General features: G+C 60.5%; 18 protein-coding genes, 4 tRNA genes and 3 pseudogenes. 12 read left to right on the plus strand and 13 right to left on the minus strand.

The window, feature by feature from the left end; all coding sequences use genetic code 11:
* Positions 1 to 12 precede the first annotated feature (12 nt).
* From AB4O23_RS14375 to copC, 4 genes and pseudogenes are all read right to left on the minus strand, one after another.
* Positions 13 to 831: an NAD-dependent epimerase/dehydratase family protein gene (locus tag AB4O23_RS14375; RefSeq protein ID WP_065877525.1), complete on the minus strand. Its 819-nt coding sequence runs from the start codon at positions 829 to 831 to the stop codon at positions 13 to 15.
* Between the two features lie 231 nt (positions 832 to 1,062).
* A pseudogene (locus AB4O23_RS14380) lies at positions 1,063 to 2,326 on the minus strand (OprD family porin).
* 189 nt (positions 2,327 to 2,515) lie between these two features.
* Positions 2,516 to 3,373, minus strand: coding sequence for a copper homeostasis membrane protein CopD (gene copD, locus AB4O23_RS14385; protein WP_017527073.1), 858 nt, complete (start codon positions 3,371 to 3,373; stop codon positions 2,516 to 2,518).
* A 3-nt stretch (positions 3,374 to 3,376) separates the two neighbouring features.
* Positions 3,377 to 3,742: a copper homeostasis periplasmic binding protein CopC gene (gene copC, locus AB4O23_RS14390; protein ID WP_065877519.1), complete on the minus strand. Its 366-nt coding sequence runs from the start codon at positions 3,740 to 3,742 to the stop codon at positions 3,377 to 3,379.
* Positions 3,743 to 3,858: 116 nt separating this feature from the next.
* On the opposite strand from copC, the gene AB4O23_RS14395 reads away from it, so the two are divergent.
* A complete protein-coding gene (locus AB4O23_RS14395) occupies positions 3,859 to 4,479 on the plus strand; it encodes a TetR/AcrR family transcriptional regulator (protein ID WP_017527075.1) in 621 nt (206 codons plus the stop codon).
* A 112-nt stretch (positions 4,480 to 4,591) separates the two neighbouring features.
* Here AB4O23_RS14395 and preA read toward each other — a convergent pair whose 3' ends face one another.
* The 3 genes from preA to hydA all read right to left on the minus strand — a co-directional run bounded on the left by preA (position 4,592) and on the right by hydA (position 8,831).
* Positions 4,592 to 5,866, minus strand: a complete 1,275-nt coding sequence (preA, locus tag AB4O23_RS14400; RefSeq protein ID WP_017527076.1) for an NAD-dependent dihydropyrimidine dehydrogenase subunit PreA — start codon at positions 5,864 to 5,866, stop codon at positions 4,592 to 4,594.
* Entirely contained in the window at positions 5,866 to 7,233 is a 1,368-nt protein-coding gene (locus AB4O23_RS14405; RefSeq protein WP_065877513.1) for an NAD(P)-dependent oxidoreductase, read from the minus strand. Before AB4O23_RS14405 ends, preA begins: the two co-directional genes overlap by 1 nt.
* Before the next feature lie 158 nt (positions 7,234 to 7,391).
* Positions 7,392 to 8,831, minus strand: coding sequence for a dihydropyrimidinase (hydA, locus tag AB4O23_RS14410; RefSeq protein ID WP_017527078.1), 1,440 nt, complete (start codon positions 8,829 to 8,831; stop codon positions 7,392 to 7,394).
* A 591-nt stretch (positions 8,832 to 9,422) separates the two neighbouring features.
* On the opposite strand from hydA, the gene AB4O23_RS14415 reads away from it, so the two are divergent.
* Together AB4O23_RS14415 and AB4O23_RS14420 are read left to right on the plus strand one after the other, a co-directional pair.
* Complete coding sequence (locus tag AB4O23_RS14415; RefSeq protein ID WP_017527079.1) at positions 9,423 to 10,910, plus strand: NCS1 family nucleobase:cation symporter-1; 1,488 nt, start codon at positions 9,423 to 9,425, stop codon at positions 10,908 to 10,910.
* Positions 10,911 to 11,065: 155 nt separating this feature from the next.
* Positions 11,066 to 12,349 (plus strand): Zn-dependent hydrolase, encoded by a 1,284-nt coding sequence (locus tag AB4O23_RS14420; RefSeq protein ID WP_017527080.1) that lies wholly within the window; start codon positions 11,066 to 11,068, stop codon positions 12,347 to 12,349.
* Positions 12,350 to 12,509: 160 nt separating this feature from the next.
* Here the strand turns inward: AB4O23_RS14420 and AB4O23_RS14425 are convergent, their stop codons facing one another.
* The 3 genes and pseudogenes from AB4O23_RS14425 to AB4O23_RS14435 all read right to left on the minus strand — a co-directional run bounded on the left by AB4O23_RS14425 (position 12,510) and on the right by AB4O23_RS14435 (position 18,290).
* On the minus strand, positions 12,510 to 13,928 hold the full coding sequence (locus AB4O23_RS14425; RefSeq protein WP_135196769.1) for an efflux transporter outer membrane subunit: 1,419 nt from the start codon (positions 13,926 to 13,928) through the stop codon (positions 12,510 to 12,512).
* Positions 13,912 to 15,078 carry an efflux RND transporter periplasmic adaptor subunit gene (locus AB4O23_RS14430; RefSeq protein WP_068933548.1) on the minus strand — a complete coding sequence of 389 codons (1,167 nt, stop codon included), beginning with the start codon at positions 15,076 to 15,078 and terminating at the stop codon, positions 13,912 to 13,914. Before AB4O23_RS14430 ends, AB4O23_RS14425 begins: the two co-directional genes overlap by 17 nt.
* Positions 15,068 to 18,290, minus strand: a pseudogene (locus AB4O23_RS14435) (efflux RND transporter permease subunit). The gene AB4O23_RS14430 and the pseudogene AB4O23_RS14435 overlap by 11 nt, the downstream one beginning before the upstream one ends.
* 195 nt (positions 18,291 to 18,485) lie before the next feature.
* Here AB4O23_RS14435 and AB4O23_RS14440 point away from each other — a divergent pair.
* Positions 18,486 to 18,896: a PA0061/PA0062 family lipoprotein gene (locus AB4O23_RS14440; protein WP_068933550.1), complete on the plus strand. Its 411-nt coding sequence runs from the start codon at positions 18,486 to 18,488 to the stop codon at positions 18,894 to 18,896.
* Here the strand turns inward: AB4O23_RS14440 and AB4O23_RS14445 are convergent.
* The gene (locus AB4O23_RS14445) at positions 18,893 to 19,042 is read right to left on the minus strand and encodes a hypothetical protein (RefSeq protein WP_017527085.1); all 150 of its coding nucleotides are present in this window, start codon (positions 19,040 to 19,042) and stop codon (positions 18,893 to 18,895) included. The two genes, AB4O23_RS14440 and AB4O23_RS14445, sit on opposite strands and share 4 nt — an antisense overlap.
* A gap of 210 nt (positions 19,043 to 19,252) precedes the next feature.
* Between AB4O23_RS14445 and AB4O23_RS14450 the strand changes: the two are divergent.
* Positions 19,253 to 19,916, plus strand: a pseudogene (locus tag AB4O23_RS14450) (C39 family peptidase).
* Positions 19,917 to 19,951: 35 nt separating this feature from the next.
* Here AB4O23_RS14450 and pbpG read toward each other — a convergent pair.
* Positions 19,952 to 20,875, minus strand: coding sequence for a D-alanyl-D-alanine endopeptidase (gene pbpG, locus AB4O23_RS14455; protein ID WP_017527087.1), 924 nt, complete (start codon positions 20,873 to 20,875; stop codon positions 19,952 to 19,954).
* 207 nt (positions 20,876 to 21,082) lie between these two features.
* A complete protein-coding gene (folD, locus tag AB4O23_RS14460; RefSeq protein ID WP_065877503.1) occupies positions 21,083 to 21,937 on the minus strand; it encodes a bifunctional methylenetetrahydrofolate dehydrogenase/methenyltetrahydrofolate cyclohydrolase FolD in 855 nt (284 codons plus the stop codon).
* A gap of 276 nt (positions 21,938 to 22,213) precedes the next feature.
* Between folD and AB4O23_RS14465 the strand changes: the two genes are divergently transcribed.
* The 7 genes from AB4O23_RS14465 to clpX all read left to right on the plus strand — a co-directional run bounded on the left by AB4O23_RS14465 (position 22,214) and on the right by clpX (position 26,524).
* A tRNA-Arg gene (locus AB4O23_RS14465) sits at positions 22,214 to 22,290 on the plus strand.
* Positions 22,291 to 22,322: 32 nt separating this feature from the next.
* Positions 22,323 to 22,398, plus strand: a tRNA-His gene (locus AB4O23_RS14470).
* Between the two features lie 57 nt (positions 22,399 to 22,455).
* A tRNA-Leu gene (locus AB4O23_RS14475) sits at positions 22,456 to 22,540 on the plus strand.
* 76 nt (positions 22,541 to 22,616) lie between these two features.
* A tRNA-His gene (locus tag AB4O23_RS14480) sits at positions 22,617 to 22,692 on the plus strand.
* A 398-nt stretch (positions 22,693 to 23,090) separates the two neighbouring features.
* On the plus strand, positions 23,091 to 24,401 hold the full coding sequence (tig, locus tag AB4O23_RS14485; protein WP_017527089.1) for a trigger factor: 1,311 nt from the start codon (positions 23,091 to 23,093) through the stop codon (positions 24,399 to 24,401).
* A gap of 91 nt (positions 24,402 to 24,492) precedes the next feature.
* The gene (gene clpP, locus AB4O23_RS14490) at positions 24,493 to 25,128 is read left to right on the plus strand and encodes an ATP-dependent Clp endopeptidase proteolytic subunit ClpP (protein ID WP_003174822.1); all 636 of its coding nucleotides are present in this window, start codon (positions 24,493 to 24,495) and stop codon (positions 25,126 to 25,128) included.
* A 112-nt stretch (positions 25,129 to 25,240) separates the two neighbouring features.
* Positions 25,241 to 26,524 carry an ATP-dependent Clp protease ATP-binding subunit ClpX gene (clpX, locus tag AB4O23_RS14495; RefSeq protein ID WP_010209414.1) on the plus strand — a complete coding sequence of 428 codons (1,284 nt, stop codon included), beginning with the start codon at positions 25,241 to 25,243 and terminating at the stop codon, positions 26,522 to 26,524.
* Positions 26,525 to 26,676 lie beyond the last annotated feature (152 nt).

The following is a 26,676-nucleotide window of genomic DNA, read 5'->3' on the forward strand; positions in this document are numbered from 1 at the left end:
GTTGATGTGAACTCAGTCACCAAACGGCCCGGCTGCGCAGAACGCACCGCCCTGATACACCGCGGCCGGGTCATCGGCGGGCACCGGCGGTTGGGCTTCGACCTGGGCGCGGAACACTTCGGAGCTGTCCTTGGGTCCAAAACCCAGGTGCGCGGCGTAGCGGTTGTCCCACCAGGTAGCGAGGTTGTCCGACACGCCGTAGACCACGGTGTGGCCCACATTTGGCGTGTACAGCGCACGTTCGAGCAGTTGGGTGAGGTCATCGAAGCTCAGCCAGGTATGCATCATGCGGCGGTTCTGCGGCTGCGGGAACGAGGAGCCGATGCGGATGCTCACGGTCTCGATGCCGTAGCGGTCGAAGTAGAAACTGGCCATGTCTTCGCCATAGGACTTGGACAGGCCGTAGTAGCTGTCCGGGCGGCGAGGGGAGTGGGCGTCGATGGTTTCGGTTTGCTTGTAGAAGCCGATCACATGGTTGGAACTGGCGAAGATCACGCGTTTGACGCCATGGCGGCGGGCGGCTTCGTAGATGTGGAAGGTGCCGCTGATATTGGCGCCGAGGATTTCTTCAAATGGGCGCTCTACCGAGACACCGCCGAAATGCAGGATGGCGTCGACGCCTTCGACCAAGTGATGCACAGCTTGTTTGTCGGCGAGGTCGCAGGGCTGGACTTCTTCCGAAACATCGGCAGCCGGGGCCATGGCGGCGATATCGGACAGGCGCAGGACGTGGGCGTAGGGGCGCAGGCGCTCGCGCAGGACTTTGCCGAGGCCGCCGGCGGCGCCGGTGAGGAGCAGGCGGTTGAAGGGCGCTTGGGTGGTCGTGGTCATGGGGATTCCAAATTTTTGTTGTAGGTTGTCGTATGACTGTGCCGAAGTATTGTGATGCAGCCCCAGGTTGTCAACGCTCTTGCCGACGAGTGAGAGTCAAAATGTGGGAGGGGGCTCCCGATGAGGGAGTGCCAGTAAATGTATCTGTTACTGACTGACCTATATCGGGAGCAAGTCGAATCGTCGCACCGCCCTCCCACAGGGGATTCGCTGTAGGAGGACGACTAAGTTCTACAGCAGGGAAATCGGATAGCTGACAAAAATCCGGTTCTCGTCAAACTCGTTGGTGCTGAAGTCCCGACGAATTGACGCGTTGCGCCATTTCACGTTGAGGTTCTTCAGCGCGCCGCTCTGCACGGTGTAGAGCCAGCTCCGATTCACGGCCCCATTCCTTGCCATCGGTGATCGTCCCGGTGTGCACGTTGCTGCCGCTGATATAGCGGTTCATCAAGGTCAGCCCCGGCACGCCGAGTGCCGCGAAGTTGAAGTCGTGGCGCACCTGCCAGGATTTTTCCTTGGCGTTGTCATAACTGGAGTTGTAGCTGTCGTTGGCCAGGGTGCCGCCGCTGGTGCCGTTGACGCGCATCCACACGCTGTCGCCGGTGAGTTTTTGCAGGCCCACGTAGAAGGTGTTGCCACCGTATTTGGCCGAGAGCAGGGCGAAGGTGGTTTTGTTGTCGAGGTCGCCGGCCAGGGCGCTGCCGTCTTCCTTGCCGCTGAAAAACCCGAGGTTGGCGCCCAGGGTCCAGTCGCCCACGGGTTGGCTGTGGGTCAGGTTTATGTAGCGCTGCTGGTAGATATCGGTGAGTTCGGCGTACCACAGGCCGACCTGGGTGCGTTTTTCGTTGAAGCTGTATTCGCCGCCGCCGAAGTTGAAACGGTCGGAGGTGAACGCGGCTTTGCCGTTCATGAACATGTCTTCCATGCTCGCGTCGTTGCGCGGGCTGTTACCCCGGAACTGCCCGCCGTAGAGGGTCAGGCCGGCGATTTCATTGGAGGTCACCTGGCCGCCGCGGAACGTTTGGGGCAGGGAGCGGCCATCGTCGGAACGCAGGATCGGCAATACCGGCATCCATTCGCCGACCTTCAACTCGGTCTTCGATAGCTTGGTTTTCAACGCCACGCCCAGGCGCCCGAAGTTATCGGCGGGGCGGCCGTCGTCGTGGATCGGCAGCAACTGAGTACCCCCGGTGCCTTTGCCGCCATCGAGCTTCTGCGAATACAGGCCCAGCACATCCAGGCCAAAGCCCACGGTGCCTTGGGTGAAGCCGGACTTGGCGTCGAGAATGAAACTCTGCGTCCATTCTTCAGCCTTGCCCTGGGCATTGGCCGGGTTGGTGAAATTGCGGTTGAAGTAGGCGTTGCGCAGGTTGAGCGTGGCCTTGGCGTCATCGACAAAACCTTCGGCGTGAGCACCGAGAGGCAGGGTGAAGGCCAGGCTGCCGAGGCCGATAAGGCCCAGGCGTGAAGAGGAATTGCGGGCGAATTGACTCACAGCGGTGCTCCCTTCTTTGTTGTTTTTATTATTTGTTATACGTCGTCGTACAACATTTGAGGGGATATTTGCGGGGTTTCCGTGGAGTGTCAAGCAGAAGTTATACGATGACTAAGCGGGAGGTGATCTAAAAAAGCGGACACGGTCAATGCGGGAGGGGGCTGCATTCAAACTTGAGAGCGGTGGGGTTCAGCCAGCCAGGACCATCGGAGGCAAGGTGCCAAGCACTGACACGGCCGCTACCGCGCCCACACCCAGGGCCCATTCCAGCATCACACTGGTTTTCAGGGCGGCCAGGCGCTGCTCGCACTGCTCCAGGCGCAACCGGTTGAGCAACGCCAGCGCTACCATGCCCAGCACGAGCATCGCCTTGATCAACAGAATCAGCGCAAACCCGCTGAACAATGGCGTGGGCCACAGTTGCCCGGTGAGCACGCGCACGTTGATCAGCCCGGTGACCAGCAAGCCGGCAACCAAACCGTAGCCCACACCGCTGAAGCGCCGCAGGACCGTCTGCAACGCATACCCCGGCGGTTGCCTGAGGATCAAGACCAGCAACAACAACCCACCCAGCCATGCACCGACACAGGCCAGGTGCGCCATTTGATTAAGGATCAGCAACTGCCCGCTAAGGCCGTCGAGCATCGCGCCATGGCCGACGGGCGCCAGGGTTACAAGCAATAGCGCCAGCAACGCCAGGCGCAAGGCCGGCCAGGGTTTGATCAGCGCGATCAGCAGTAGCAGGTTGAGCAGCAAGTGCCAGCCCCACACCTGGCCAAAAAAAGTCTTGCCCAGCACCAATCGCACCGTGCTCGGTTGCAGCGCTGCGCTCCAACTGCCGGCCATGCTTGCGGTGATCAACAACAACCAGGCCACCCCGGAAACCAGCGCCACCCAGGCCAGGCCACGGGTGATGCGCAGCAGTTGCCGGTCCAGCCTCGGCTGCGGTGCAGCGCCCAAAAGCCGGGGCCTGAACACGCAGGCCCCGAACATCAGCAACACCACGCTGAAATGCAGGAAGCGGCACAGCACCAGCAGCGTCATCATCGGTTATTGGCCAACCTTGAAGCTGTATTCACCGTTGCTCTTGTGGGTGTCGACCGAGACGGCGTTCCACACGACTTTGTAGTTGCCGGCGGCCAATGGCGCAGCGGGGGTGACCACCAGGACTTTTTTGTCGGCGTCCGGTGTTTCTACGCCCTTGATGGCAACTTCGGTGCCGTCCTTGCTCAGGGATACCTTGGTGAAGGTGGCCTCGACGCCTTCGCTGAACGTCAGGCGCAGCTCCTTCGGCGCCGCGCCGCTGCTGTCGGCGGCAGGTTCCGAGCTTTTCAGATGGGCGTGGGCAAAGGCCGCCGAGGCACCCAGCAGGGAAGCAAACAGGGCGATGGCGGTGAGGGATTTCTTGATCAACATTGTTCAATACCAATCAATGGGCAGGAGCGGGCAGTGTACGAAGTTTCAGTTGCCCCTGTCGCCCCGATCTAGAGCGGATGGTAGTCTTTGGGCCAAGTAGTTGTCAGGGAGCCCTTATGGGCAATCACAAGATCGGAATTCGTCGGGTCAACGTCGAGAAAATCCTGCTGGCGGCGGAGAAAGTCTTCGCCGAGAAAGGCTATGGCAGCACTGCCATGGCCGACATCGCCGAGCAAGCGCAACTGCCGCGCTCCAACCTGCATTACTACTTCACCACCAAGAGCGAGTTGTACAGCGCGGTGCTGTTCGACCTGCTCGATGTGTGGAAGCAGGACGCCCTGAGTTTCGAAACTTTCGATGACCCACGGGTGGTGCTCAGCAGCTACATCCGCGCCAAGATGCAACGCTCGCGCACGCGGCCCTATGGCTCCAAAGTCTGGGCCAACGAGATCATCCATGGTGCGCCCACTCTGGGTGAGGCATTGGATGAAAGCCTGTACGACTGGGCCAAGATGAAGGAGGCGAAAATTCGCCAGTGGGTGGAAGACAAACGCATCCTGCCGGTGGAGCCGTCGAGCCTGCTGTACATGATCTGGGCCTCGACCCAGCACTACGCTGACTTTGACCACCAGGTGAAGATTTTGAATGATCACCAGCCGCTGTCGGATAGGCAGTTCGAGAAGGCGATCCAGACGGTGACGGCGGTGATATTGCGGGGGATTGGGTTGGAGCCTTGAGTCTTGTGGTGAGGCTGATGGCCCTATCGGGAGCAAGCCCCCTCCCACATTTTGAATGTGTTCACACATCGAAATGTGGGAGGGGGCTTGCTCCCGATAGCGGCCTAAAGGACTACACAGCCTCCCGGTAGGGATTGCGGGGGTCCTGGGTCCAGTTCAAAAACGGCTTGCCCGTGTCCACCGGCACCATCTCGATGCAGTCGGCCACCGGGCAGGTGATCTGGCACAGGTTGCAGCCCACGCACTCATCATCGATGACCTCGTAGGTGTGCGTACCGTCTGCCTGTTTCACGCTGGCGATGGCCTGGTGCGAGGTGTCTTCACAGGCAATATGGCAACGGCCACAGCCAATACAGGCCTCTTGGTCGATCTTGGCGATCACCTGATAGTTGATGTCCAGGTACTTCCAATCCGTGGTATTGCCCACCGCCTTCCCGGAAAACGCTTGCAGGCTGGTGTAGCCCTGGCTGTCCATCCACCGCGACAGCCCATCCTTCATCTCTTCAACGATGCGGAACCCATGCAGCATCGCCGCCGTGCACACCTGCACCGCGCCGCAACCCAGGGCGACGAATTCCGCGGCGTCGCGCCAGTTGCCGATGCCGCCGATGCCGCAGATCGGCAGGCCTTGGGTCTGCGGGTCGCGAGCGATTTCGGCGACCATGTTCAAGGCGATCGGCTTGACTGCCGAGCCGCAATAACCGCCGTGGGTGCTTTGCGTACCGACGGTGGGCAGGGCAACCATGTGTTCGAGGTCGACGCTGGTGATGGAGTTGATGGTGTTGATCAGCGATACCGCATCCGCACCGCCTCTGTAAGCGGCACGCGCGGCCACGCGGATATCGGTGATGTTCGGCGTGAGCTTGACGATCACCGGCAGTGAGCAATAGGTCTTGCACCAGCGCGTCACCTGTTCCACGTATTCCGGCACCTGGCCCACCGCCGCGCCCATGCCGCGTTCGGGCATGCCGTGGGGGCAGCCGAAGTTCAGTTCGATGCCGTCGCAGCCAGTGGCTTGCACCAGCGGCAGGATGTTTTTCCAGGACGCTTCAACACAGGGCACCATCAGCGACACGATGAGCGCACGGTCGGGCCAGTCCTTTTTCACCTGGGTGATTTCCCGCAGGTTGATCTCCAGGGAACGGTCGGTGATCAGCTCGATATTGTTGATGCCCAGCACTTCACGGTTGGCGCCGTAATGTGCCGAATAGCGCGACGACACGTTGACCGCCGCCGGGTCTTCACCCAGGGTTTTCCACACCACGCCGCCCCAGCCGGCCTCAAAGGCGCGGACCACGTTGTAAGCCTTGTCGGTGGGTGGCGCGGAGGCCAGCCAGAACGGGTTGGGGGCTTTGATACCGGCGAAGACAATCGAGAGATCGGCCATTACGCAGCCTCCACATTGAGCATGAGTTGGGCGTGCATGGCTTCGGCGGCCAGCTTGCCGTGTTGCACCGCCTGCACGGTGAGGTCCTGGCCGAGGCTCACGCAATCGCCGCCGGCGTAAATGCCTGGAATGCTGGTGCGCAGGTGCTCGTCGACGAAAATCCGCTCGCCCACGCGATGCAGTTGCTGGGCCAGTGGATCGTGCAATGCCGCGTTGTCGAAGCCTTGCCCGATGGCCTTGAAAATCGCATCGGCGGCCAGTTCGAAGGTGTCTGCGGTGGCGCTCAGGCGGCCGTTTTCCAGGCGCGTGCGGGCAAAGCGCATGCCGCGCACATGGCCTTGAGCGTCGAGCAAGACTTCCTCGGGTTGGGCCCAGGTCAGCAGGCGTACCTGGTTGGCCTTGGCGATGTCCTGTTCGTGGTGAGTGGCGCCCATGTCCGCCAGGCCGCGACGGTAGACAAGGTTGACGTCGCGGGCACCGAGACGGGCCATTTGCACGGCCATGTCGATGGCCGTATTGCCGGCGCCGAGCACGATGCAGCGGTCGGCCAGCGGCAGTTGGGTCAGGTCATCGGCCTGGCGCAGTTCGCGGATGTAGTCGGTGGCGGCGAGCAGGCCGGGGGCGTCTTCATGGGGCAGACCCAGTTGTTTGCTGGCGGCGAGGCCGAGGCCGAGGAACACCGAATCGTATTGCTGGTGCAGTTCGCTCAGGGTGAGGTTGTCGCCCAGGCGCTGGCCGTGTCGAATCTCGATCCCGCCGATTTGCAGCAGGAACTCCAGCTCCTTCTGGGCGAAGTCGTCCACCAGCTTGTACTTGGCGATCCCGTATTCATTCAGGCCGCCGGCCTTTTCCCGCGCTTCGAAAATCACCACGTCATGGCCATGCAAGGCAGCGCGATGGGCGCAGGCCAGGCCGGCGGGCCCGGCGCCGACCACGGCAATGCGTTTACCGGTGGGCGCGGCGCGTTGGAAGGGGTGGTCGTCAAAGTGCGCATTGTCGATGGCGTAGCGTTGCAGCAGGCCGATCAGCACCGGTGCGCACTCTTCGGCGTGGTTACGCACGCACGCCTGTTGGCAAAGGATCTCCGTGGGGCACACCCGCGCGCAACTGCCGCCGAGGATGTTGGCCGAGAGGATTTTCTGCGCGGCACCTTGCACATTGTCGGTGTGGATGTTGCGGATGAACGACGGGATATCGATCTCGCTGGGGCATGCATTCACGCACGGCGCGTCGTAGCAATACAGGCAGCGCGAGGCTTCCAGCTGGGCCTGGCGGGCGTTGAGCGGGGGCGCCAGGTCGGTGAAATGGGCGGCGAGGGTTGTGCCGTCTTCACGGGGGTGGGGGAGGTGGGTCAGGGTCTGGATCACGGTGGTGGCCTCACGGTTTTTTTTGGATTGCCTCTAAATGGGCATTTTTGTTGCCTGTGCTGGCCTCATCGGGGGCGAGCCCCCTCCCACATTTGACCGCGTTTTTCCAATTGGAATGAGATCAGTGTGGGAGGGGCGACTTGCTCCCGATAGCGGTCTCAGCGTTTCACGGCCGTGGGCCTGGAATGCTCGGCCCGCTTGCTCAACTGCTCGAACACCGGCGGGTACGCCGGCCGTTCCACATAACGCCCGGCCCCACGCTCGGCGCGCAGGTCGCCATCGGCCCAGACCAGCTTGCCCTGGCTGATGGTATGGCTCGGCACGCCGCGCACGGTCTTGCCTTCGAAGATGTTGAAGTCGACTTGCTGGTGATGGGTCTTGGCGGAGATGGTCCGGGTGCCTTCGGGGTCCCATAGCACCAGGTCGGCATCGGCCCCCACGCGGATCGCGCCTTTGCGTGGGTAGAGGTTGAAGATCTTCGCGGTGTTGGTGGACGTGAGTGCGACGAACTCCTGCATGGACAGGCGCCCACTGTTGACGCCTTCATGCCACAGCAGCGCCATGCGGTCTTCGATACCGGCGGTACCGTTGGGGATCTTGCTGAAATCGTCGCGCCCCGCGGCTTTTTGCTCGGCGCAGAAGCAACAGTGGTCGGTGGCGGTGGTGTGCAGGTTGCCCGCTTGCAGGCCGTGCCAAAGCGCCTCCTGGTGCCCACGCGGGCGGAACGGCGGGCTCATCACGTAGCCGGCGGCGGTTTGCCAGTCGGGGTGCTGGTAGACGCTGTCGTCCAGCAACAGGTGGCCGGCGAGCACTTCGCCGTACACCGGCTGGCCCTTGGCGCGGGCATAGGTGATTTCATCGAGCGCCTCCTTGGTGGACACATGCACCAGGTACAACGGCGTGCCGAGGGTCTCGGCGATGCGGATAGCGCGGCTGGCCGCTTCGCCTTCAACCTGGGACGGGCGCGACAGCGGATGCGCTTCCGGCCCGGTGATGCCTTGGGCCATCAGCTTGCGTTGCAGGTGGTACACCAGCTCGCCGTTTTCCGCATGCACGGTGGGCACCGCGCCCAGTTCCAGGCAGCGCTCGAAGCTGGCGACCAGGGTATCGTCCGCCGCCATGATTGCGTTCTTGTAGGCCATGAAGTGTTTGAAGCTGTTGATGCCGTGATGGCTGACCAACTCGGCCATTTCCGCGCGCACTTGCTCGCTCCACCAGGTGATCGCCACGTGAAAACCGTAGTCGGATGCGCACTTTTCGGCCCAGCCGCGCCACTGGTGAAAAGCTTCCATCAGCGACTGCTGCGGGTTGGGAATCACAAAGTCGATGATCGACGTGGTGCCGCCCGCCAAACCCGCCGCCGTGCCACTGAAAAAGTCTTCACTGGCCACGGTGCCCATGAAGGGCAGTTGCATATGGGTATGGGGGTCGATGCCGCCGGGCATCAAGTATTGGCCACTGCCATCGAGTACTTCAGTACCGGCCGGAATATCCAGACCGGTGCCAATGGCGCGAATCAAGCCGCCCACACATAAAACATCGGCGCGGTAACTTTCATCATGGGTAATAACGGTGGCGCCACGGATCAACAGCGACATGTCGAGTTCCTCACAGGCTTGACCGGCTTGTGCCAGTTCTAAGTGTTGTAATGCTGCTTGCCGATGGCTGGTTGATTCTTGTCATCGGTGACAGGAATAGAAACTAGCCCGAGTTTTTCGATTGGGCAAGCAGATTTTTTATAAGCTTATTCAGATAGTAAATACTTAATTTTTAAAGGAAAAAATCAAATATCACCAAAATGTAGCGGCCTCTCCCCATTTTGACGCACTTGACAGGTTCGAGATTTGAGCAACATTTTCTATTGCAAATCAGGTGCTTGAGATATGCCTCTTGACGGCGTCGGGAAATAAAAATAATTGTGTCGCACCAGATTGAACCCCGACAGTTCGGGCAACTTGCAGGTTATTGCGCCTGGGTAACGCGGCAAGTGCGTAAGGTTTAATCGGAAAGCTGATTAACATCAGCAAGTTATATATGCGGTGCGGGCGTGGTGGTGGTTTTCGGCACGGTTATTGAGTGCGGTAACGGCTGGCCGGGCCCGTGATGTCATGTTGTTTACGAGGTACTCCGGCCACCTGCATTCACTACGCAGGTGAGCAAAAATAATTCGAAAAAACCGTGGAGCGGCCATGCAACAGAACAGATCGCAAGTCATTGAACGCAACGGCCTGTACGAACTCGACGCCGGCCCCGACGTCCTCGACAGCCCTCGCTACAACCACGACATGGCACCGACCAAGGTGCACGAACGAACCTGGAACACATGGCACATCACCGCGCTGTGGGTTGGCATGTCGATCTGCGTGCCCACCTACACCCTGGGCGGGGTGCTCACGGCGTATTTCGGGTTGTCGGTGGGCGAGGCGCTGGTGGCGATTTTGCTGGCCAATATCGTGGTGCTGATCCCGTTGACCCTCAATGCCTTCCCGGGCACCAAGTACGGCATTCCATTTCCAGTGTTGTTGCGTTCATCGTTCGGCATTCTCGGCTCCAACGTGCCGTGTTTGATACGGGCGCTGGTGGCATGCGGCTGGTTTGGTATCCAGACGATGTTTGGCGGGCTGGCGATTCACCTGTTCCTGGGGTCGATCTTCGAGGGCTGGAAGTCCCTCGGCGGCACCGGTGAAGTGATCGGTTTCATGGTGTTCTGGACGCTTAACCTGTGGGTGGTGCTGCGTGGCGCCGAATCGATCAAGCGCCTGGAGACCCTGTCGGCGCCGCTGCTGGTGGCGGTGGGGATCGGCCTGCTGGTGTGGGCGATGCCCAATGTGTCGCTCAGCGAACTGATGGCGATCCCGCCCAAGCGTCCGGAAGGCGCGAGCCTCACCGGTTATTTCATGGCGGGGCTTACCGCGATGGTGGGGTTCTGGGCCACCTTGTCGCTGAACATTCCCGACTTCAGCCGCTACGCCAAGAGCCAGAAAGACCAGATCCTCGGGCAGATTTTCGGCCTGCCGCTGACCATGTTCCTGTTCGCCGCGCTTGGCGTGGTAATGACCGCCGCCTCGGTAAAACTGGTGGGCGTGAGCGTGTCCGACCCGGTCACCTTGATCGGTCATATCCACAGCCCTGTCTGGGTGGCCGTGGCCATGGCGCTGATCATTGTCGCCACGTTGTCCACCAACACGGCGGCCAACATCGTCTCGCCCACCAACGACTTCCAGAACATCGCGCCCAAGCTGATCAACCGCACCACGGCGGTGATCCTCACGGGCCTGGTCGGGCTGGTGCTGATGGCCCATGAACTGCTGAAAAAACTCGGCCTGATCGTCTCCGATGTGAGCCTGGAGACCGTCTATTCCAACTGGTTGCTGGGCTATTCAAGCCTGTTGGGGCCGATCGCCGGGATCATGGTGGTGGACTATTTCATTACCCGCAGACAGCAATTGGACCTGGCCGGCCTTTACCGCGACGACGTGTACCCGGCATGGAACTGGAGCGGCTTTATCGCCTTTGGCGTGCCGGTGGTACTGACCTTGCTGTCGCTGGGCAGCGATGCGTTCAGCTGGTTCTACAGCTATGGCTGGTTTACCGGCTCGGCGTTGGGCGGGGTGTTGTATTACGGGTTGAATGCCAGGCGTGGCGTGATTCCGGTCGCGGCTAAATCCCCGTTGTAAACACTGCCAAATGTGGGAGGGGACTTGCTCCCGATTGCGGTGGGTCAGCCGCCCATGCACTGGCTGAAGGGCTGCTATCGGGAGCAAGCCCCCTCCCACACTGAATCGCGTTTCACCTGTTCCAATCATAAGAAACTCAGCCTGAGGAGATCCCCATGAACGCTGCCCTGGACGTTCTGCAATCGACCGATCAGCACATCAATCGCGACCGCTTGTGGCAGTCGCTGATGGACCTGGCCACGCTCGGCGCCACGCCCAAGGGCGGCGTGTGCCGGCTGGCCCTCACCGACCTCGACCGCAAGGCCCGCGACCTGTTTGTGCAGTGGTGCGAAGCGGCCGGCTGCACCGTGACGGTGGATGGCATCGGCAATATTTTCGCCCGCCGTCCGGGGCGCAATCCCGATTTGCCGCCAGTGATGACCGGCAGCCATATCGACACCCAGCCTACCGGCGGTAAGTTCGACGGTTGCTTCGGTGTGCTGGCGGGGGTGGAAGTGCTGCGTACCCTCAATGACCTGAACCTGCAAACCGAGGCGCCATTGGAAGTGGTGGTGTGGACCAACGAAGAGGGCTCGCGTTTTCCACCGTGCATGATGGGCTCCGGGGTGTTCGCCGAGAAGTTCACGCTGGCGGACACCCTGGCCAAGGTGGATGCGGATGGGGTCAGCGTGGGTGAGGCGTTGAATGCCATTGGCTATGCGGGAACGCGGCCGGTCAGCGGGCACAAGGTCGGCGCTTACTTTGAGGCGCATATCGAGCAGGGGCCGATTCTGGAGGATGAGAAAAAGACCATCGGCGTGGTGCTTGGTGCCCTCGGGCAAAAATGGTTTGACTTGAAGTTGCGCGGCGTCGAGGCGCATGCCGGGCCAACGCCGATGCACCTGCGCAAGGACGCCCTGGTGGGTGCAGCGGCCGTGGTCGCGGCGGTGAACGCGGCAGCATTGGCGCACCAGCCCCATGCGTGCGGCACGGTCGGTTGCCTGCAGGCATATCCGGGTTCACGCAATGTCATTCCGGGTGAAGTGCGCATGACCCTGGACTTTCGTCACCTGGAACCGGCGCGGTTGGATGCGATGATTGCCCAGGTGCGCAAGGTGATCGACGACACCTGTGCCAAGCATGGCTTGAGCTTCGAGATGCAGCCCACCGCCGACTTCCCGCCGCTGTACTTCGATAAAGGTTGCGTGGACGCCGTGCGCGATGCCGCCAATGGTTTGGGGTTGTCGAACATGGACATCGTCAGTGGGGCAGGGCACGACGCGATCTTCGTCGCCGAACTGGGCCCGGCGGGGATGATCTTCGTGCCGTGCGAAGGCGGCATCAGCCATAACGAAATCGAGAATGCCGCGCCGGATGATCTGGCGGCGGGGTGCGCGGTGCTGTTGCGCGCCATGGTTGCTGCTTCGGCCGCGATTGCCAGCGGTAAGCTTGCGGCCTGAAATGCGCTAAACAATGTGGGGGCTTGCTCCCACATGGGGCCTGTGGTGTTTATACATTGTGTGTCTGGCATAGAGCCAGTGTGGGAGGGGGCTTGCTCCCGATGACGGTGGGGTGGGCACTGCATGCATCAACTGAAGCAGTGCCATCGAAAAAACCGCCTCATGCCCCAGGCTGCCAACCACCCCCCAACGCCGTCAGCAACCCCACACTCGCTTGCAACTGCCGCGTCTGCACCGCCTGCAACGTCCGTTGCGCCTGCAATGCCGCCGTTTGGGCGGTTACCACGTCCAGGTAGCTGACCGCGCCCGCCTGATAGCTGTTCATTGCCAAGGCCTCGGTATGCTGGGCTGCATCCGCCGCTGCTTGTTCATCCTGTGCCTGCTGTTGCAAATCGCGCAGTTGCGCCAGGTTGTCTTCCACTTCGCGTACGGCTTTGAGCACTTGGCTGCGGTACTGCGCGCTGGCTTCTTCAAACTCGGCCTTGGCCTGGCGCTCATTGGCGCTTAAACGCCCGCCGTCGAAAATCGGCAGATTCATCAGCGGCCCCAGCGCCCAGTACCGATTACCCGCCGAGAGCAAATTCCCCACGCCCTGCGTCTGCCCACCGACCACCCCGGTCAAACTGAAATCCGGATACCACGCCGCCTTGGCCACGCCGATAGTCGCGTTGGCCGCAAACACCCGTCGTTCTGCCGCCGCGATATCCGGGCGACGTTGCAGCAGTTGACTTGGCAACTGCGACGGAACTACCGGCAGGGCGATCAAGTGCTTGTCGGGCGGCAAGCTAAAGTCGCCGGCTGCCACGCCCACCAACTCACCGATGGCATGCTCAGTGAGGCTGCGTTGCCCGCGCACCTCATCCCATTGCGCCTTGGCCTGCGCCAGTTGATTTTGCGCACGGGTCAGGTCCAGCTCCGAGGCAATCTGGCCTTCGTAACGGCTGCGGGTCAGTTGCAGTGCCTGCTTGAAATCCTCCAGCGAGCCAGTGAGGATCCGGCTCTGGGCGTCCAGCCCGTTGAGCTGCACGTACAAGGTTGCCAATTGACGCTGCAAGCTCAGGCGCGCCACCGCCAAGTCATCTCCGCACGCTTGTGCCTGGGCATCGCCGGCCGCGACCTGGTTGCGGATTCTGCCCCACAGGTCCAGCTCGTAACTCAACGAAAACCCGGCGCTGTTGCTGTCGTACACCGACGGCTGCGTGGTGCCCCGCAACGGCCGCGAGTCCGATTGGCGCTGGCGCAGGGGCTGCGCGCTGGCGGTGATCTGCGGGAACAACCCCGCCTGCAGCTGGCTGGCGTACGCCTGTGAGGCGTCGAAGTGCGCGAGTGCCGCCGCCAGGTCCGGGTTGGCCTTGAGCAGTTGCTGTTGCAGGTCATTCAGGCGCGAATCGTGATAGAGCTGCCACCATTCGGGGGCCAGTAGGTCGGACGGTTGCGCGCTGTGCCAGGGGCCGTCGCTGATTTGTTCGCGGTAGTTGGCCGGCAGGTCGAGCGTCGGCACCTTATAGGTCGGCGCCATCGAGCAGCCTTGCAATGCCAGCAGCATCACCGCCGCGAGCGGTTTAAGCCTTGGGTGCATGCGCACCTCCGGCGTCGGCCAGCTGTACGGCATCGCCTTCGCGCAGAGCATCGGGCGGGTTGTCGACGATGCGGTCGGCGGGTTTCAAACCTTGGTCGATCACCAGGCGTTCGCCCAGGTCCAGGCCGATATGGATCGCTTGCAGGTGCACATGATTCTGCGCATCCAGCACCGCGACCTGGGTGCCCTGGGCGCGGAAAATCAAGGCGCTGGCCGGGATGCTCACACCATGGGTATCCGCCGGAATCGGTAGGGTGGCTTCGGCGTAGTCGCCGGGCAGCAACTGCCCGCTGGGGTTGTCGACCACGAACTGTGCGAGCAGGGTACCGGAGCGGCGGTCGATGGCGGTGGAGTCGCCGATCAAGCGTGCGGTGAAATGCTTGCCGGGGTGTTCGGGCACGGTCAACGCTGCCTCCAGGCCGGGGTGGATCACCGCCGCGTAGTTCTGCGGCACCGGCACGTACAGGCGCAGTTGATGGGTGTCGGCAATGTTGAACAGCTCCGGATCGCTGTCGGTGTCGGCCTTGATCAACTGGCCGATATCGGTATTGCGCGCGGTGATGGTGCCGGCGAACGGCGCACGAATGGTCTTGTAGCTTTCCAGCGCCGACAGCCGTGCGACGTCGGCAGCCGCCGCCTCGGCATTGGCTTTGGCGGCCGCGGCGTTGGAGGTTTTTTCATCGGCTTCCTGGCGCGACACCGAGTGGCTGGCCAACAGGTTCTGCCAGCGCGTGGCGGTGGTTTGCGCCAGCCGCGCATTGGCTTGTTCCTGCACCAGCCTTGCCTGGGTTTGTGCAAGCTGTTGATCCAGGTCCGGGCTGTCGATTTGTGCAAGTATTTGCCCTGCTTTGACCGGGCTGCCGATGTCGACTTTCCAGTCCTTGAGGTAACCGCTGACCCGTGCGTGAATCGGCGCCTTGCTCCAGGCTTCCAGGTGCGCGGGCAAGCGCAGGGTGTCGCCGGTGGCGTTCTGTTTGGGTTGAAACACCATCACTTGGGGGACCGCGGCGGTTTCGGTCCAGGCAGTGACGGTTTGTGCGTGCAAAGTGCGCGCGTGCAGGCCGTTGGCGACCAGCAGGGCGGCGAGGGTCAGGCCACCGATACCCAGCAGCATCAGGCGCTTGCGCGAGGGTGTGTGATCAGACGACATGTGGGGTTTCTCCAACAGCTGCGCGAGTGGGGTGACGCCCGTGGACCAGGCTGAAGACCACGGGAACGAACAATAGGGTGGCGACGGTGGCAAAGATGAGGCCACCGATGACGGCGCGGCCCAGCGGCGCGTTTTGCTCCTCGGACAAGGCCAGCGGCAACATGCCGATGATCATCGCCAGGGCGGTCATGCACACCGGGCGAAAGCGCGTATAGCCGGCTTCCAGCGCGGCCTTGAGCGCGTCGCCATGTTCGGCCAGGCGTTCACGGCAAAAGCTCACCACCAGGATCGAGTTGGCGGTGGCCACGCCCATGCACAGGATCGCCCCGGTCAAGGCGGGCACCGACAGCGAGGTGCTGCTGAGGAACAGCATCCACACGATTCCGGCCAGCGCGGCCGGCAGCGCGGTGATGATCACGAACGGGTCGGCCCAGGACTGGAAGTTGACCACGATCAGCAGGTAAATCAGCACCACCGCGCCGAGCAGGCCCAGGCTCAGGCCGCTGAAGGCTTCATGCAGTGCATCGATTTGCCCATGCAGGCTGATCGTCGCGCCTTTGGGGCGCAGGTGCGCGGTGTCATCCAGCACTTTTTGCACGTCGCGAGCCACGCCACCGAGGTCGCGGCCCTGCACGTTGGCGTACAGGTCCAGGGTCGGTTCGATGTTGTAGTGGGTGACCACCGCCGGGCTTTGTACCCGGGAGATCGTGGCCACGCCGCCGAGGATCTGTGATTGGCCATCGGCACCGGTGACCGGCAAGGCTTCCAGCGACGGCAGGCTGTCGAGGCGATATTGCGGGGTGGCGGCGACGATGGAATACGACACGCCGTTGGCCGGGTTGAGCCAGAAGGTCGGCGCGGTTTGCGAACTGCCGGCCAGCGACGCGACCATGCTGTTGGTCACGTCACGTTCAGTAATGCCCAGGCCGTTGGCGCGCAGGCGGTCAACATTGACCTGCAGTGACGGGTAGCCGGTGGATTGCTGGATCCGCAGGTCGGCGATGCCCGGTACATGTTGCAGGCGGCGTTCAAGTTCGATGGCGTAGGCGCGGTTTTCGGCGTCGTTGCGCCCGGAGATTTTTACGTCCAGCGGAGCCGGGGCGCCGAAGTTGAGGATCTGGCTGCTGATATCCGCCGGCAGGAACGCGAAGTGGCTGCCGGGGAAACTCTGCGGCAAGGCTTCGCGCAGTTTTTTTACGTAAGCGGCGGTGGGCGCATGCTGCGGTTTCAGGCTGACCTGGATGTCGCCATCCTGCGGGCCGATGGTGCCGCTGCTGCTGTAGGCCATGTCGATGCCGCTGAGCGGGATGCCGATGTTGTCGACGATGGTGTCCAGTTCCTCGGCGGGAATGACCTCGCGAATCCGCGCTTCGATGCGGTCGAAGGCGGCGGCGCTTTCTTCGATGCGTGTGCCCAGCGGCAGGCGAACGTGGAGGGCCAGTGCTCCCGCGTCGGTGGCCGGGAAAAAGTCCTGGCCCAGGCTGGGCAGCAACAGCATGGAAGCGAGGACGCAGGCCAGGAAACCGATGATAAAGCGGCGGCGATGGCCCAGCGCAAGGGCGAGCAGGCCGTGATAGGTATCGCGGATATTCGAGAAATGGCGCTCGAAGCCCTGCTGAAAATTCAGCACCGCTTGCAGTGCGCGGTTACGCGGCTTGTTGTGCTGCTCACCCTCATGGTGGTTGATGAATGCATCTTCCGGGTGATGGCCTGCGCCCTGCTCGGGTATATGCGGCTTGAGCAGGAACATCGCCAGTGTCGGCACCAGCGTGCGCGAGAGGACGAACGAGCTGACCATGGCAAAGATCACCGCCAGCGCCATCGGCCGGAACAGGTAGCCGGCGATGCCTTGCAGCAGGAACATCGGCACAAACACGATGCAGATGCACAGCAGCGAGACAAAGGCCGGGCCGACAATCTGCGCGGCGCCGTCGAGGATCGCAGTCTTCACCGCCTTGCCTTGTTCCAGGTGCCAGTTGATATTTTCGATGGTCACCGTGGCGTCATCCACCAGGATCCCCACGGCCAACGCCAGCCCGCCGAGGGTCATCACGTTGAGGGTTTGCCCGGTGGCCGCCAGCAGCGCAATGGCCGACAGCACCGCCAGCGGGATCGACGCGGCGATGATCAGGGTGGAGCGCCAGCTACCCAGAAACAGCAGGATCATCGCGCTGGTCAACAGTGCGGCGATGATGCCTTCCTGAGCCACGCTGCCCACCGATTGCTTGACGAACACCGAGGCGTCGCCCAGCAGCGAGGTCTTCAGCGACGGCGGCAGGGTTTCGTTGATGCGCGGCAGCATCTGGCGGATGCCGTCGATGATCGACAGGGTGGAGATGCTGCCGTTTTTCAGCGCCGGCATCAGCACCGCGCGGTGGCCGTCGACGCGCACGATGTTGGTTTGTGGCGGCGAACCGTCGCGCACATGGGCCACCTGGCCGATGGTGATCAACGCGCCGTCGACGGTCTTGATCGGCAGGTCGTTGAGTTCATCGATGGCCTTGGGGCTGTTATTGAGCAGGATCGTGTATTCGTTGGGGCCGAGCTTGGCGGTGCCCACTGGGATGATCTGGTTCTGCAGCGCCAGGGCGTTGCCCACGTCCTGTGCCGACAGGCCTTTGGCAGCCAGTGCCTGGGGGTCGAGGTCGAGGGTGATCTGGCGTTGCTTGCCGCCCATCGGGGTGGGCATGGCCAGAGCCGGGCAGGGCGCTCAGGGGCAGGCGGATGTTGTTCTGCACCAGGTCGCGGATTTTGGCTTCCGACAGGCTGGGGCTGGAAAACGCCATTTGCAGGATCGGTACCGTGGACGCGCTGTAGTTGAGGATCAGCGGCGGCGTGATGCCCGGCGGCATCTGCTTGAGCACGGTTTGCGACACGGCGGTTACTTGAGCGTTGGCGGTGCGTATATCCACGCCGGGCTGGAAGAAGATCTTGACGATGCCCATGCCGGGCAGCGATTGCGACTCGATGTGTTGGATGTCGTTGACGGTGGTGCTCAGGGAGCGTTCGTAGGTGTAGATCACCCGACCGGCCATGGCGTCCGGCGACAGGCCGTTGTACTGCCACACCACGGCGACCACGGGGATGCCGATATCGGGGAAAACGTCAGTGGGGGTACGCAGGGCCGCCATCGGCCCGATGATGCAGATGAATATGGCCAGCACGATAAACGTGTAAGGCTTTTGCAGTGCGGTCTTTACCAGCCCGAGCATGCGTGATCTCCGGAGAAAGCAGGATTGCAAACCCCGGCAGTCTTGCCCGACCCACCTAACACGCACCTTTCAGCCAGGTGAAGGAACATTTAGGTCGAGGCTGAAAATCGTTTCATGGGTATTCATTTGTTCTACACAGGGCTGCTCGCCAAGCTTGTAACCCATCGGACACATTGTCTTTATTGGAGCCCTGCCATGTCACTTAAACCCTTGTTGTTGATCCCTGCACTCGGTGCCGTCCTGTTGTTGTCGGCGTGCGCCGGCCCGATCCCCAAGGCAGACCCGAGCGAGGCCTGGATTGGTCTTCAAGAAGAAGCGCCGAACGACCTGATGGCCGAACGCGTGGACGGCAAGCGTGTGGATGACGGGCGCTTCTTTGAAGTGACACCGGGCGATCATCGCCTGGATGTGACGTTATTTGAGGAAGAGGCGGGCGAGGACAACCAGCAGGACTGCCAGGGGCGCGTCGAGTACAGGCACTTCAAGGCGGGTGAGCACTACATCCTGGTGGAATCCAGCCTGGGCACCACCGTGCGCGCATCCTTGAAGGATGACCACGGCAAGGAAGTGGCGGCGACGCAAGACTTCAACTGTATGCCTGGCTAGGCGTGGCGTACCGCAGCCTTAGGGGGCTTGGCGGTTTTGACGTGGGGGTGATGGCGACGGGTAATGCGCAATACCCCCCACAGCATGGCGCCGGCAACCGCCAGCCAACCGCAGATCAACAGCATAATCGTCGTTGCAAGGCTCATTTGGGCCTCCTTTCGCCCCGCAGGGGGCACACACAGTCTTCTCAATGGACAGTCTAGCCACCTGACGGTTGCCTGCTATTGACCAATGGTCGTGTCTGTCCAACTTGTTTGCTCTATGCGAGCGGTAAACCCAGGCTTTGGGCTATACCCGCGTGGCAGAGCGTCCTATGATCAGGGCCCTTACCGGCAGTTGATCAAGAGAGTAAAAAATTGCGGTTACGGTCGAACGTTAAAACCTCCTTGTTATTGGCCTGCGCCCTGGGGCTGGCGGCGTGTGCCGGGCAGCCGTCGAAACTCGCCGGCTTGCCTGAGCGCGTTGAACTCAACGGTGTGCCGACCTTTCGCAGCGAGGCGTATCAGAGCGGTCCTACGGCTCTGGCCAGCATGCTGTCGCAACAAGGCATTGTCATGACACCAGGCTTGTTGGATAAGCCGCTGCGTTTACCGGGCGGCGAAGCGGACCTTGAGCGCAACATGCAGGTGTTGGCGCGTGAATACGGGCTGATGGTGTATCCACTGGATGCCAGGCTGACGGCGGTGCTGGCGCAAGTGGCGGCGGGTTATCCGGTGATGGCGCGGGTGGGCGGTGGGCTGTGGTCTGACGCGCACTATGTGGTCGTGGTGGGGTTCAACCAGCAGAAAAGCACGGTGCTGCTGCGCTCGGGCATGGACCGGCGCTTGTTGATGAGCTTCAGCGACTTTGAATCGAAGTGGGCAAGTGCCGGGAACTGGGCGATCCTCATTCAGCGCCCCAGCCAGTTGCCGGCCAATGTGGATGCGCAGCGCTGGCGCGAGGCCGCCCATGCGACGGCTCGAGGCCGGGCAGGAACAGGCCGCGGCGCAGGCACTCAAGGTGCTGGCGCAAGGAAAATAAAAAAAGGCGCTCATGGCGCCTTTTTCATTTATCGGTTACCGACGGACTTCTGCGGCATTCGGGCGGCTCTTCAGGTTCTTGTCGGCTTTATAGCGCAGCGCCACATCCGGCACCGAACCGCCCTTGCCGGTCTCGACCCAGCTGCGAATACGGCTGGCATCAGCGAAGTGAGTGAACTTGCCGAACGCATCCAGAATCACCAGCGACACCGGACGATTACCCATACTGGTCACCAGCACCAGGCAGTGGCCGGCCTGGTTGGTGAAGCCGGTCTTGGTCAGCTTGATGTCCCAATTGGCGCGGTTGATCAGGTGGTCGGTGTTGGAGAAACCGAGGGTGTAGTTGGGTTTGCGGAACGAAACGGTCTTTTCCTTGGTGGTGCTCAACTGGCTCAACATAGGGTAATGACGGGCGGCGGCCAGCAGTTTGCTCAGGTCGCGGGCAGTGGACACGTTATGGATCGACAGACCGGTGGGTTCCACATAATGAGTGCTGGTCATGCCCAGCGCCTTGGCTTTGGCGTTCATCGCTGCAATAAAGGCTGCATAGCCGCCTGGGTAGTGGTGGGCCAGGCTGGCTGCGGCGCGGTTTTCGGAGGACATCAGGGCGATCAGCAGCATTTCCTTGCGCGGCATTTGGCTGCCGATCTTCACCCGCGAAAACACGCCTTTCATTTCCGGGGTGTCGGTGATGTTGATGTCGATGTATTCGTCCATGTTTTGCTTGGCTTCAAGCACGATAAGGCCGGTCATCAATTTGCTCACCGAGGCGATGGGCACGACTACGTCCGGGTTGCTGGCGTAGATGACTTTGTTGGTTTGCAGGTCGACCAGCATGGCGCTGCCGGAAGCAATCTGCAGTTTGGACGGATCGCGCGGCGCCAGGGTGGATTCGGCGGCGTGCGCAAAGGTGCCTGTGAAAGCAAAAAATAGGCTGACGATAGAAAGACGAATTTTCACGCGGATGAACTCGCTAAAAAGTAAGAAATACCGTTAAAAAACGGGTTTTGTGAAAAATGGCGTTACATTTTAGGAGTATGGATCAGAAACTGTCGAATGTTCTTCTACATCCAGATGAAAGTGCTTAAAAACTAAGAAAAAACAGGGTTTCTTCCGGGCAATAAAAAGCCCTGCGATAAGGCAGGGCTTTTTCAGTACGCCTGGTTATTAAGCGTGCAGGGTCTCTGCGGCGTACAGGGTGTTTTCCAGCAGGCAGGCACGCGTCATCGGGCCAACGCCGCCCGGCACAGGGGTGATCCAGCCGGCGCGAGGCAGTGCGGTTTCGTACACCACGTCGCCCACCAACTTGCCGTCTTCCTGACGGTTGATGCCCACGTCGATGACGATGGCGCCTTCCTTGATCCATTCCCCTTTGACCAGGCCAGGCTTGCCGGCGGCAACCACTACCAGGTCGGCACGACCGACGTGGCCAGCGAGGTCCTTGGTGAAACGGTGCGTGACGGTCACGGTGCAGCCGGCCAGCAGCAGTTCCATGGCCATTGGGCGACCGACGATGTTGGACGCGCCGACGACCACGGCATCAAGGCCGTACAGGTCGATGCCGGTGCTTTCCAGCAGGGTCATGATGCCTTTGGGCGTGCACGGGCGCAGCAGCGGGATACGCTGGGCCAGGCGGCCGACGTTATAGGGGTGGAAACCGTCGACGTCTTTGTCCGGGCGGATGCGCTCCAACAGCTTGGATGCGTCTAGGTGCTCGGGCAGCGGCAGTTGCAACAGGATGCCGTCCATCGCCGGGTCGTCATTGAGGCTGTCGATCAGGTCGGTAAGGGCCTGCTGGGTGGTCTCGGAAGGCAAGTCGTAGGCCTTGGAAATAAAGCCGACCTCTTCACAGTCTTTACGCTTGTGCGAGACATAAACCTGAGAGGCAGGATCGCTGCCGACCAGGATCACCGCGAGGCCCGGCGTGCGCAGGCCTTGCTGGCTGCGCTCGGTGACTCGTTTGGCGATCTGCTGGCGCAGGCTGGCGGCGATTGATTTGCCGTCGATAAGTTGTGCAGTCATTACGCGTGATTAACCATCGAGAGGGGGAAGAAAAGTGCGCGCATTCTCGCACGCCAAGACGTGAGGGCAAAGGCGCTTGGTCTGCAAATTGGCCTAACCCCTTAAATAAAATGAATTTTTTTTAAAAAAGATTTGACGGGTTTCCAGCCCCTCTATACTATTCGTCGCACTTGTCGGGCACAGCCTAGCACTGGTTAAGAAGGTCAAGCAGAATTGCTGTTCTGCAAGGCTGGAAAGCACTTAGTTTGTAATCCTCAAAGAGTACAGATTAATAAGGCGCCCGTAGCTCAGCTGGATAGAGCATCCGCCTTCTAAGCGGATGGTCGCAGGTTCGAGTCCTGCCGGGTGCGCCATTAGGCAGCTTTGGCACAAGTAGCGCTATATGGTGGGCGTAGCTCAGTTGGTAGAGCACGGGATTGTGACTCCCGTTGTCGAGGGTTCGATCCCCTTCGTCCACCCCATATTTTGAAAAGGCGCCAGATTAATCGTCTGGCGCCTTTGCTTTAAGAGCTACAAGCGCGGATGTGGTGGAATTGGTAGACACACTGGATTTAGGTTCCAGCGCCGCGAGGCGTAAGAGTTCGAGTCTCTTCATCCGCACCAATATAGCTTGGCCCAGTCGACAGGCAGGGTAGGGCTCAACAAAGAAGTGGTTTGGTTTCTTTGTTAACGCAATATGGTGGGCGTAGCTCAGTTGGTAGAGCACGGGATTGTGACTCCCGTTGTCGAGGGTTCGATCCCCTTCGTCCACCCCATATTCGAAAGGCGCCAGATTTAACAGTCTGGCGCCTTTTTTGGTTTTAGCGGTTCAAATATTCGCGACTGCAGGTGCTGGGTCGCAACGGCAGGGCGTTTCGTCGTATTTGTGTTGCTCGATGATGCCGCGCTGCCTGCCGGCCCCGTTTGCGGGTTGGCCGTCAGGGAAGTGGATGACGACTTCTTCTATATATAGAAGGGGCGGCGCAGAGCCCTGGCGTGATGGGCTGTATTTGTCACCGGGGCGAGGTGCATCAGTGCCTTCGTACCGATAAATTGCCGGCTGTTTTCGGGCGTATTTCCAGTAGGGTGACTTCTTGAGTTTGACCCTCTAGAATGCATGCCCTTGATTGGGGTCGGAAATGGCCGGCTAACGTCTGTGCAACGAGGAATATCCATGCAAGTTTCTGTTGAAAATACTACTGCTCTCGAGCGCCGCCTGAGCATCACCGTGCCGGCAGAACGTATTGAGACTGCGGTCAACAAGCGTCTGCAGCAGACTGCCCAAAAGGCCAAGATCGCTGGTTTCCGTCCAGGCAAAGTGCCGATGAGCGAAATCAAGCGCCGTTTTGGTGCCGATGCGCGCCAGGAAGCTGTGGGTGACGTCATCCAGGCTTCTTTCTACGAAGCCGTTGTCGAGCAAAAGCTGAACCCGGCTGGCTCGCCTTCGATTGAGCCGAAGTCCCTGGAAGCTGGCAAGGACCTGGAATACGTTGCCGTATTCGAAGTGTTCCCAGAGTTTGAGGTTGCCGGCTTTGACGGTATCGAAGTCGAGCGCCTGAGCGCCGACGTCGCTGATGCCGACCTGGACAACATGCTGGAAATCCTGCGCAAGCAGAACACCCGTTTCGAAGTGGCCGACCGTGCCGCTCAGAGCGAAGACCAGTTGAACATCGATTTCGTGGGCAAGGTTGACGGCGAAGTGTTCGCTGGCGGCTCCGCCAAGGGTACTCAGCTGGTGCTGGGTTCCAACCGCATGATCCCTGGTTTCGAAGACGGCCTGGTTGGCGCCAAGGCTGGCGAAGAGCGCGTTCTGAACCTGACTTTCCCTGCTGACTACCAGAACCTGGACCTGGCCGGCAAAGCCGCCGAGTTCACCGTGACTGTCAACAGTGTTTCCGAGCCTAAGCTGCCAGAGCTGAACGAAGAGTTCTTCGCCCAGTTTGGTATCAAGGAAACCGGTATCGAAGGTTTCCGCACCGAAGTTCGCAAGAACATGGAGCGCGAGCTGCGTCAGGCCATTAAGTCCAAGGTCAAGAACCAGGTCATGGACGGTCTGCTGGCGACCAACCCGATCGAAGTGCCTAAGGCTCTGCTGTCCAATGAAGTGGATCGCCTGCGCGTTCAAGCGGTTCAGCAGTTCGGTGGCAACATCAAGCCTGACCAACTGCCGGCCGAGCTGTTCGAAGAGCAAGCCAAGCGTCGCGTTGTGTTGGGTCTGATCGTGGCGGAAGTGGTCAAGCAGTTCGACCTCAAGCCTGACGAAGACCGCGTTCGCGAAATGATCCAGGAAATGGCTTCGGCCTACCAGGAGCCTGAGCAGGTTGTGGCTTGGTACTACAAGAACGACCAACAGCTGAACGAAGTACGTTCGGTTGTGCTGGAAGAACAAGTTGTGGATACTGTTCTGCAGAAGGCTAAGGTGACCGATAAAGCGGTCTCTTACGAAGAAGCAGTCAAACCGGCGGAAGCAGCACAAGCCGACTGATTGTCCAACTCGTTGGAAATACAACCATAAGCCAGCCTCGCGCTGGCTTATGCGTTTTCAAGACATGACTATTTGGGAGTAACTGCAGAGCATGTTCCGTAATTCCTATATTCAGCAGAACTCTGATATCCAGGCCGCAGGCGGCCTGGTCCCGATGGTTGTCGAGCAGTCCGCTCGTGGCGAACGCGCCTACGACATCTACTCGCGCCTGCTCAAGGAGCGAGTGATCTTTCTGGTGGGCCCGGTAGAGGACTACATGGCCAACCTGATCTGTGCGCAACTGCTGTTCCTTGAAGCGGAAAACCCGGACAAGGACATCCATCTCTACATTAACTCGCCGGGCGGTTCGGTGACCGCGGGCATGTCGATCTACGACACCATGCAGTTCATCAAGCCGAACGTATCGACGACCTGTATTGGCCAGGCCTGCAGCATGGGCGCCTTCCTGCTGACCGCCGGTGCCGAGGGCAAGCGTTACTGCCTGCCGAACTCACGCGTGATGATTCACCAGCCACTGGGCGGTTTCCAGGGCCAGGCGTCGGACATAGAAATCCACGCCAAGGAAATCCTTTTCATCCGCGAGCGCCTCAACACGCTGATGGCCAAGCACAGCGGGCACACCCTGGAAGAAATCGAGCGCGACACCAACCGCGACAACTTCATGAGCGCCGAAGCCGCACGTGAATACGGGTTGATCGACGCAGTGATCGAAAAGCGCCCTGCTTAATATAAGCACCTCAAAATAAGGCTGGTCGGCTTTTCCGATCATCGGCGGGCTTGAAAAAGCCCGCATAAGCCTTCATCTTGTGTTGCAAGCCTATCGGATTTGGATCGAACGAATGACTGACACCCGCAACGGCGAGGACAACGGCAAGCTGCTCTATTGCTCCTTCTGTGGCAAAAGCCAGCATGAAGTACGCAAATTGATTGCCGGCCCCTCGGTCTTTATCTGCGACGAGTGCGTCGACTTGTGCAATGACATCATCCGCGAGGAGGTGCAGGAAGCACAGGCCGAAAGCAGCGCGCATAAATTGCCTTCGCCTAAAGAAATCAGCGGCATCCTTGACCAATACGTCATCGGTCAAGAGCGTGCAAAGAAGGTTCTGGCCGTAGCGGTGTACAACCACTACAAGCGTCTGAACCAGCGTGACAAGAAAGGCGACGAAGTCGAACTCGGCAAGAGCAACATCTTGCTGATCGGTCCTACAGGCTCGGGTAAGACCCTGCTTGCAGAAACCCTCGCTCGTCTGCTCAACGTTCCCTTCACCATCGCCGACGCCACCACTCTCACCGAGGCTGGCTACGTTGGCGAGGACGTCGAGAACATCATTCAGAAGCTACTGCAGAAGTGCGACTACGACGTAGAGAAGGCCCAGATGGGTATCGTCTACATCGACGAAATCGACAAGATTTCGCGCAAGTCCGACAACCCGTCGATCACTCGGGACGTTTCCGGTGAAGGCGTGCAGCAGGCCCTGTTGAAACTGATCGAAGGCACGGTTGCTTCCGTACCGCCACAAGGCGGCCGCAAGCACCCGCAGCAGGAATTCCTTCAGGTGGATACGCGTAACATCCTGTTTATCTGTGGTGGTGCGTTCTCGGGTCTGGAAAAGGTCATTCAGCAACGCTCCACCCGTGGCGGCATTGGGTTCAGTGCGGAAGTGCGCAGCAAGGAAGAAGGCAAGAAGGTGGGCGAGTCCCTGCGTGAAGTCGAGCCTGACGATCTCGTCAAGTTCGGTCTGATCCCGGAATTCGTTGGCCGTCTGCCGGTTTTGGCTACGCTGGATGAACTGGATGAGGCCGCTCTGATTCAGATCCTCACCGAGCCCAAAAACGCTCTGACCAAGCAGTACGCCAAGCTGTTCGAAATGGAAGGCGTGGACCTCGAGTTCCGCACCGATGCACTCAAATCGGTGGCCAAGCGGGCACTGGAGCGCAAGACCGGTGCGCGTGGCCTGCGTTCCATCCTCGAAGGCGTGTTGCTCGACACCATGTACGAAATCCCCTCGCAGTCCGAGGTGAGTAAAGTGGTGATCGACGAAAGCGTTATAGAAGGCAAGTCCAAGCCACTGTATATCTACGAAAACAGTGAGCCGGCTGCCAAGGCTGCGCCAGACGCGTAAGCGTTTCGCAGTTTCGGTACAAACAAGGGGCCTCTAGGGGCCCCTTTGTTTTTTCGAAGAGTTTTACTGCGTTTAACCGCGGGCAATAAGCTTGTTTTTTTTGCATGCAGCCCCCATCTTGGCTTCAAGCATATTTTTCAACTGTCATAGAG

Source organism: Pseudomonas sp. H2_A10 (genome assembly GCF_054680085.1).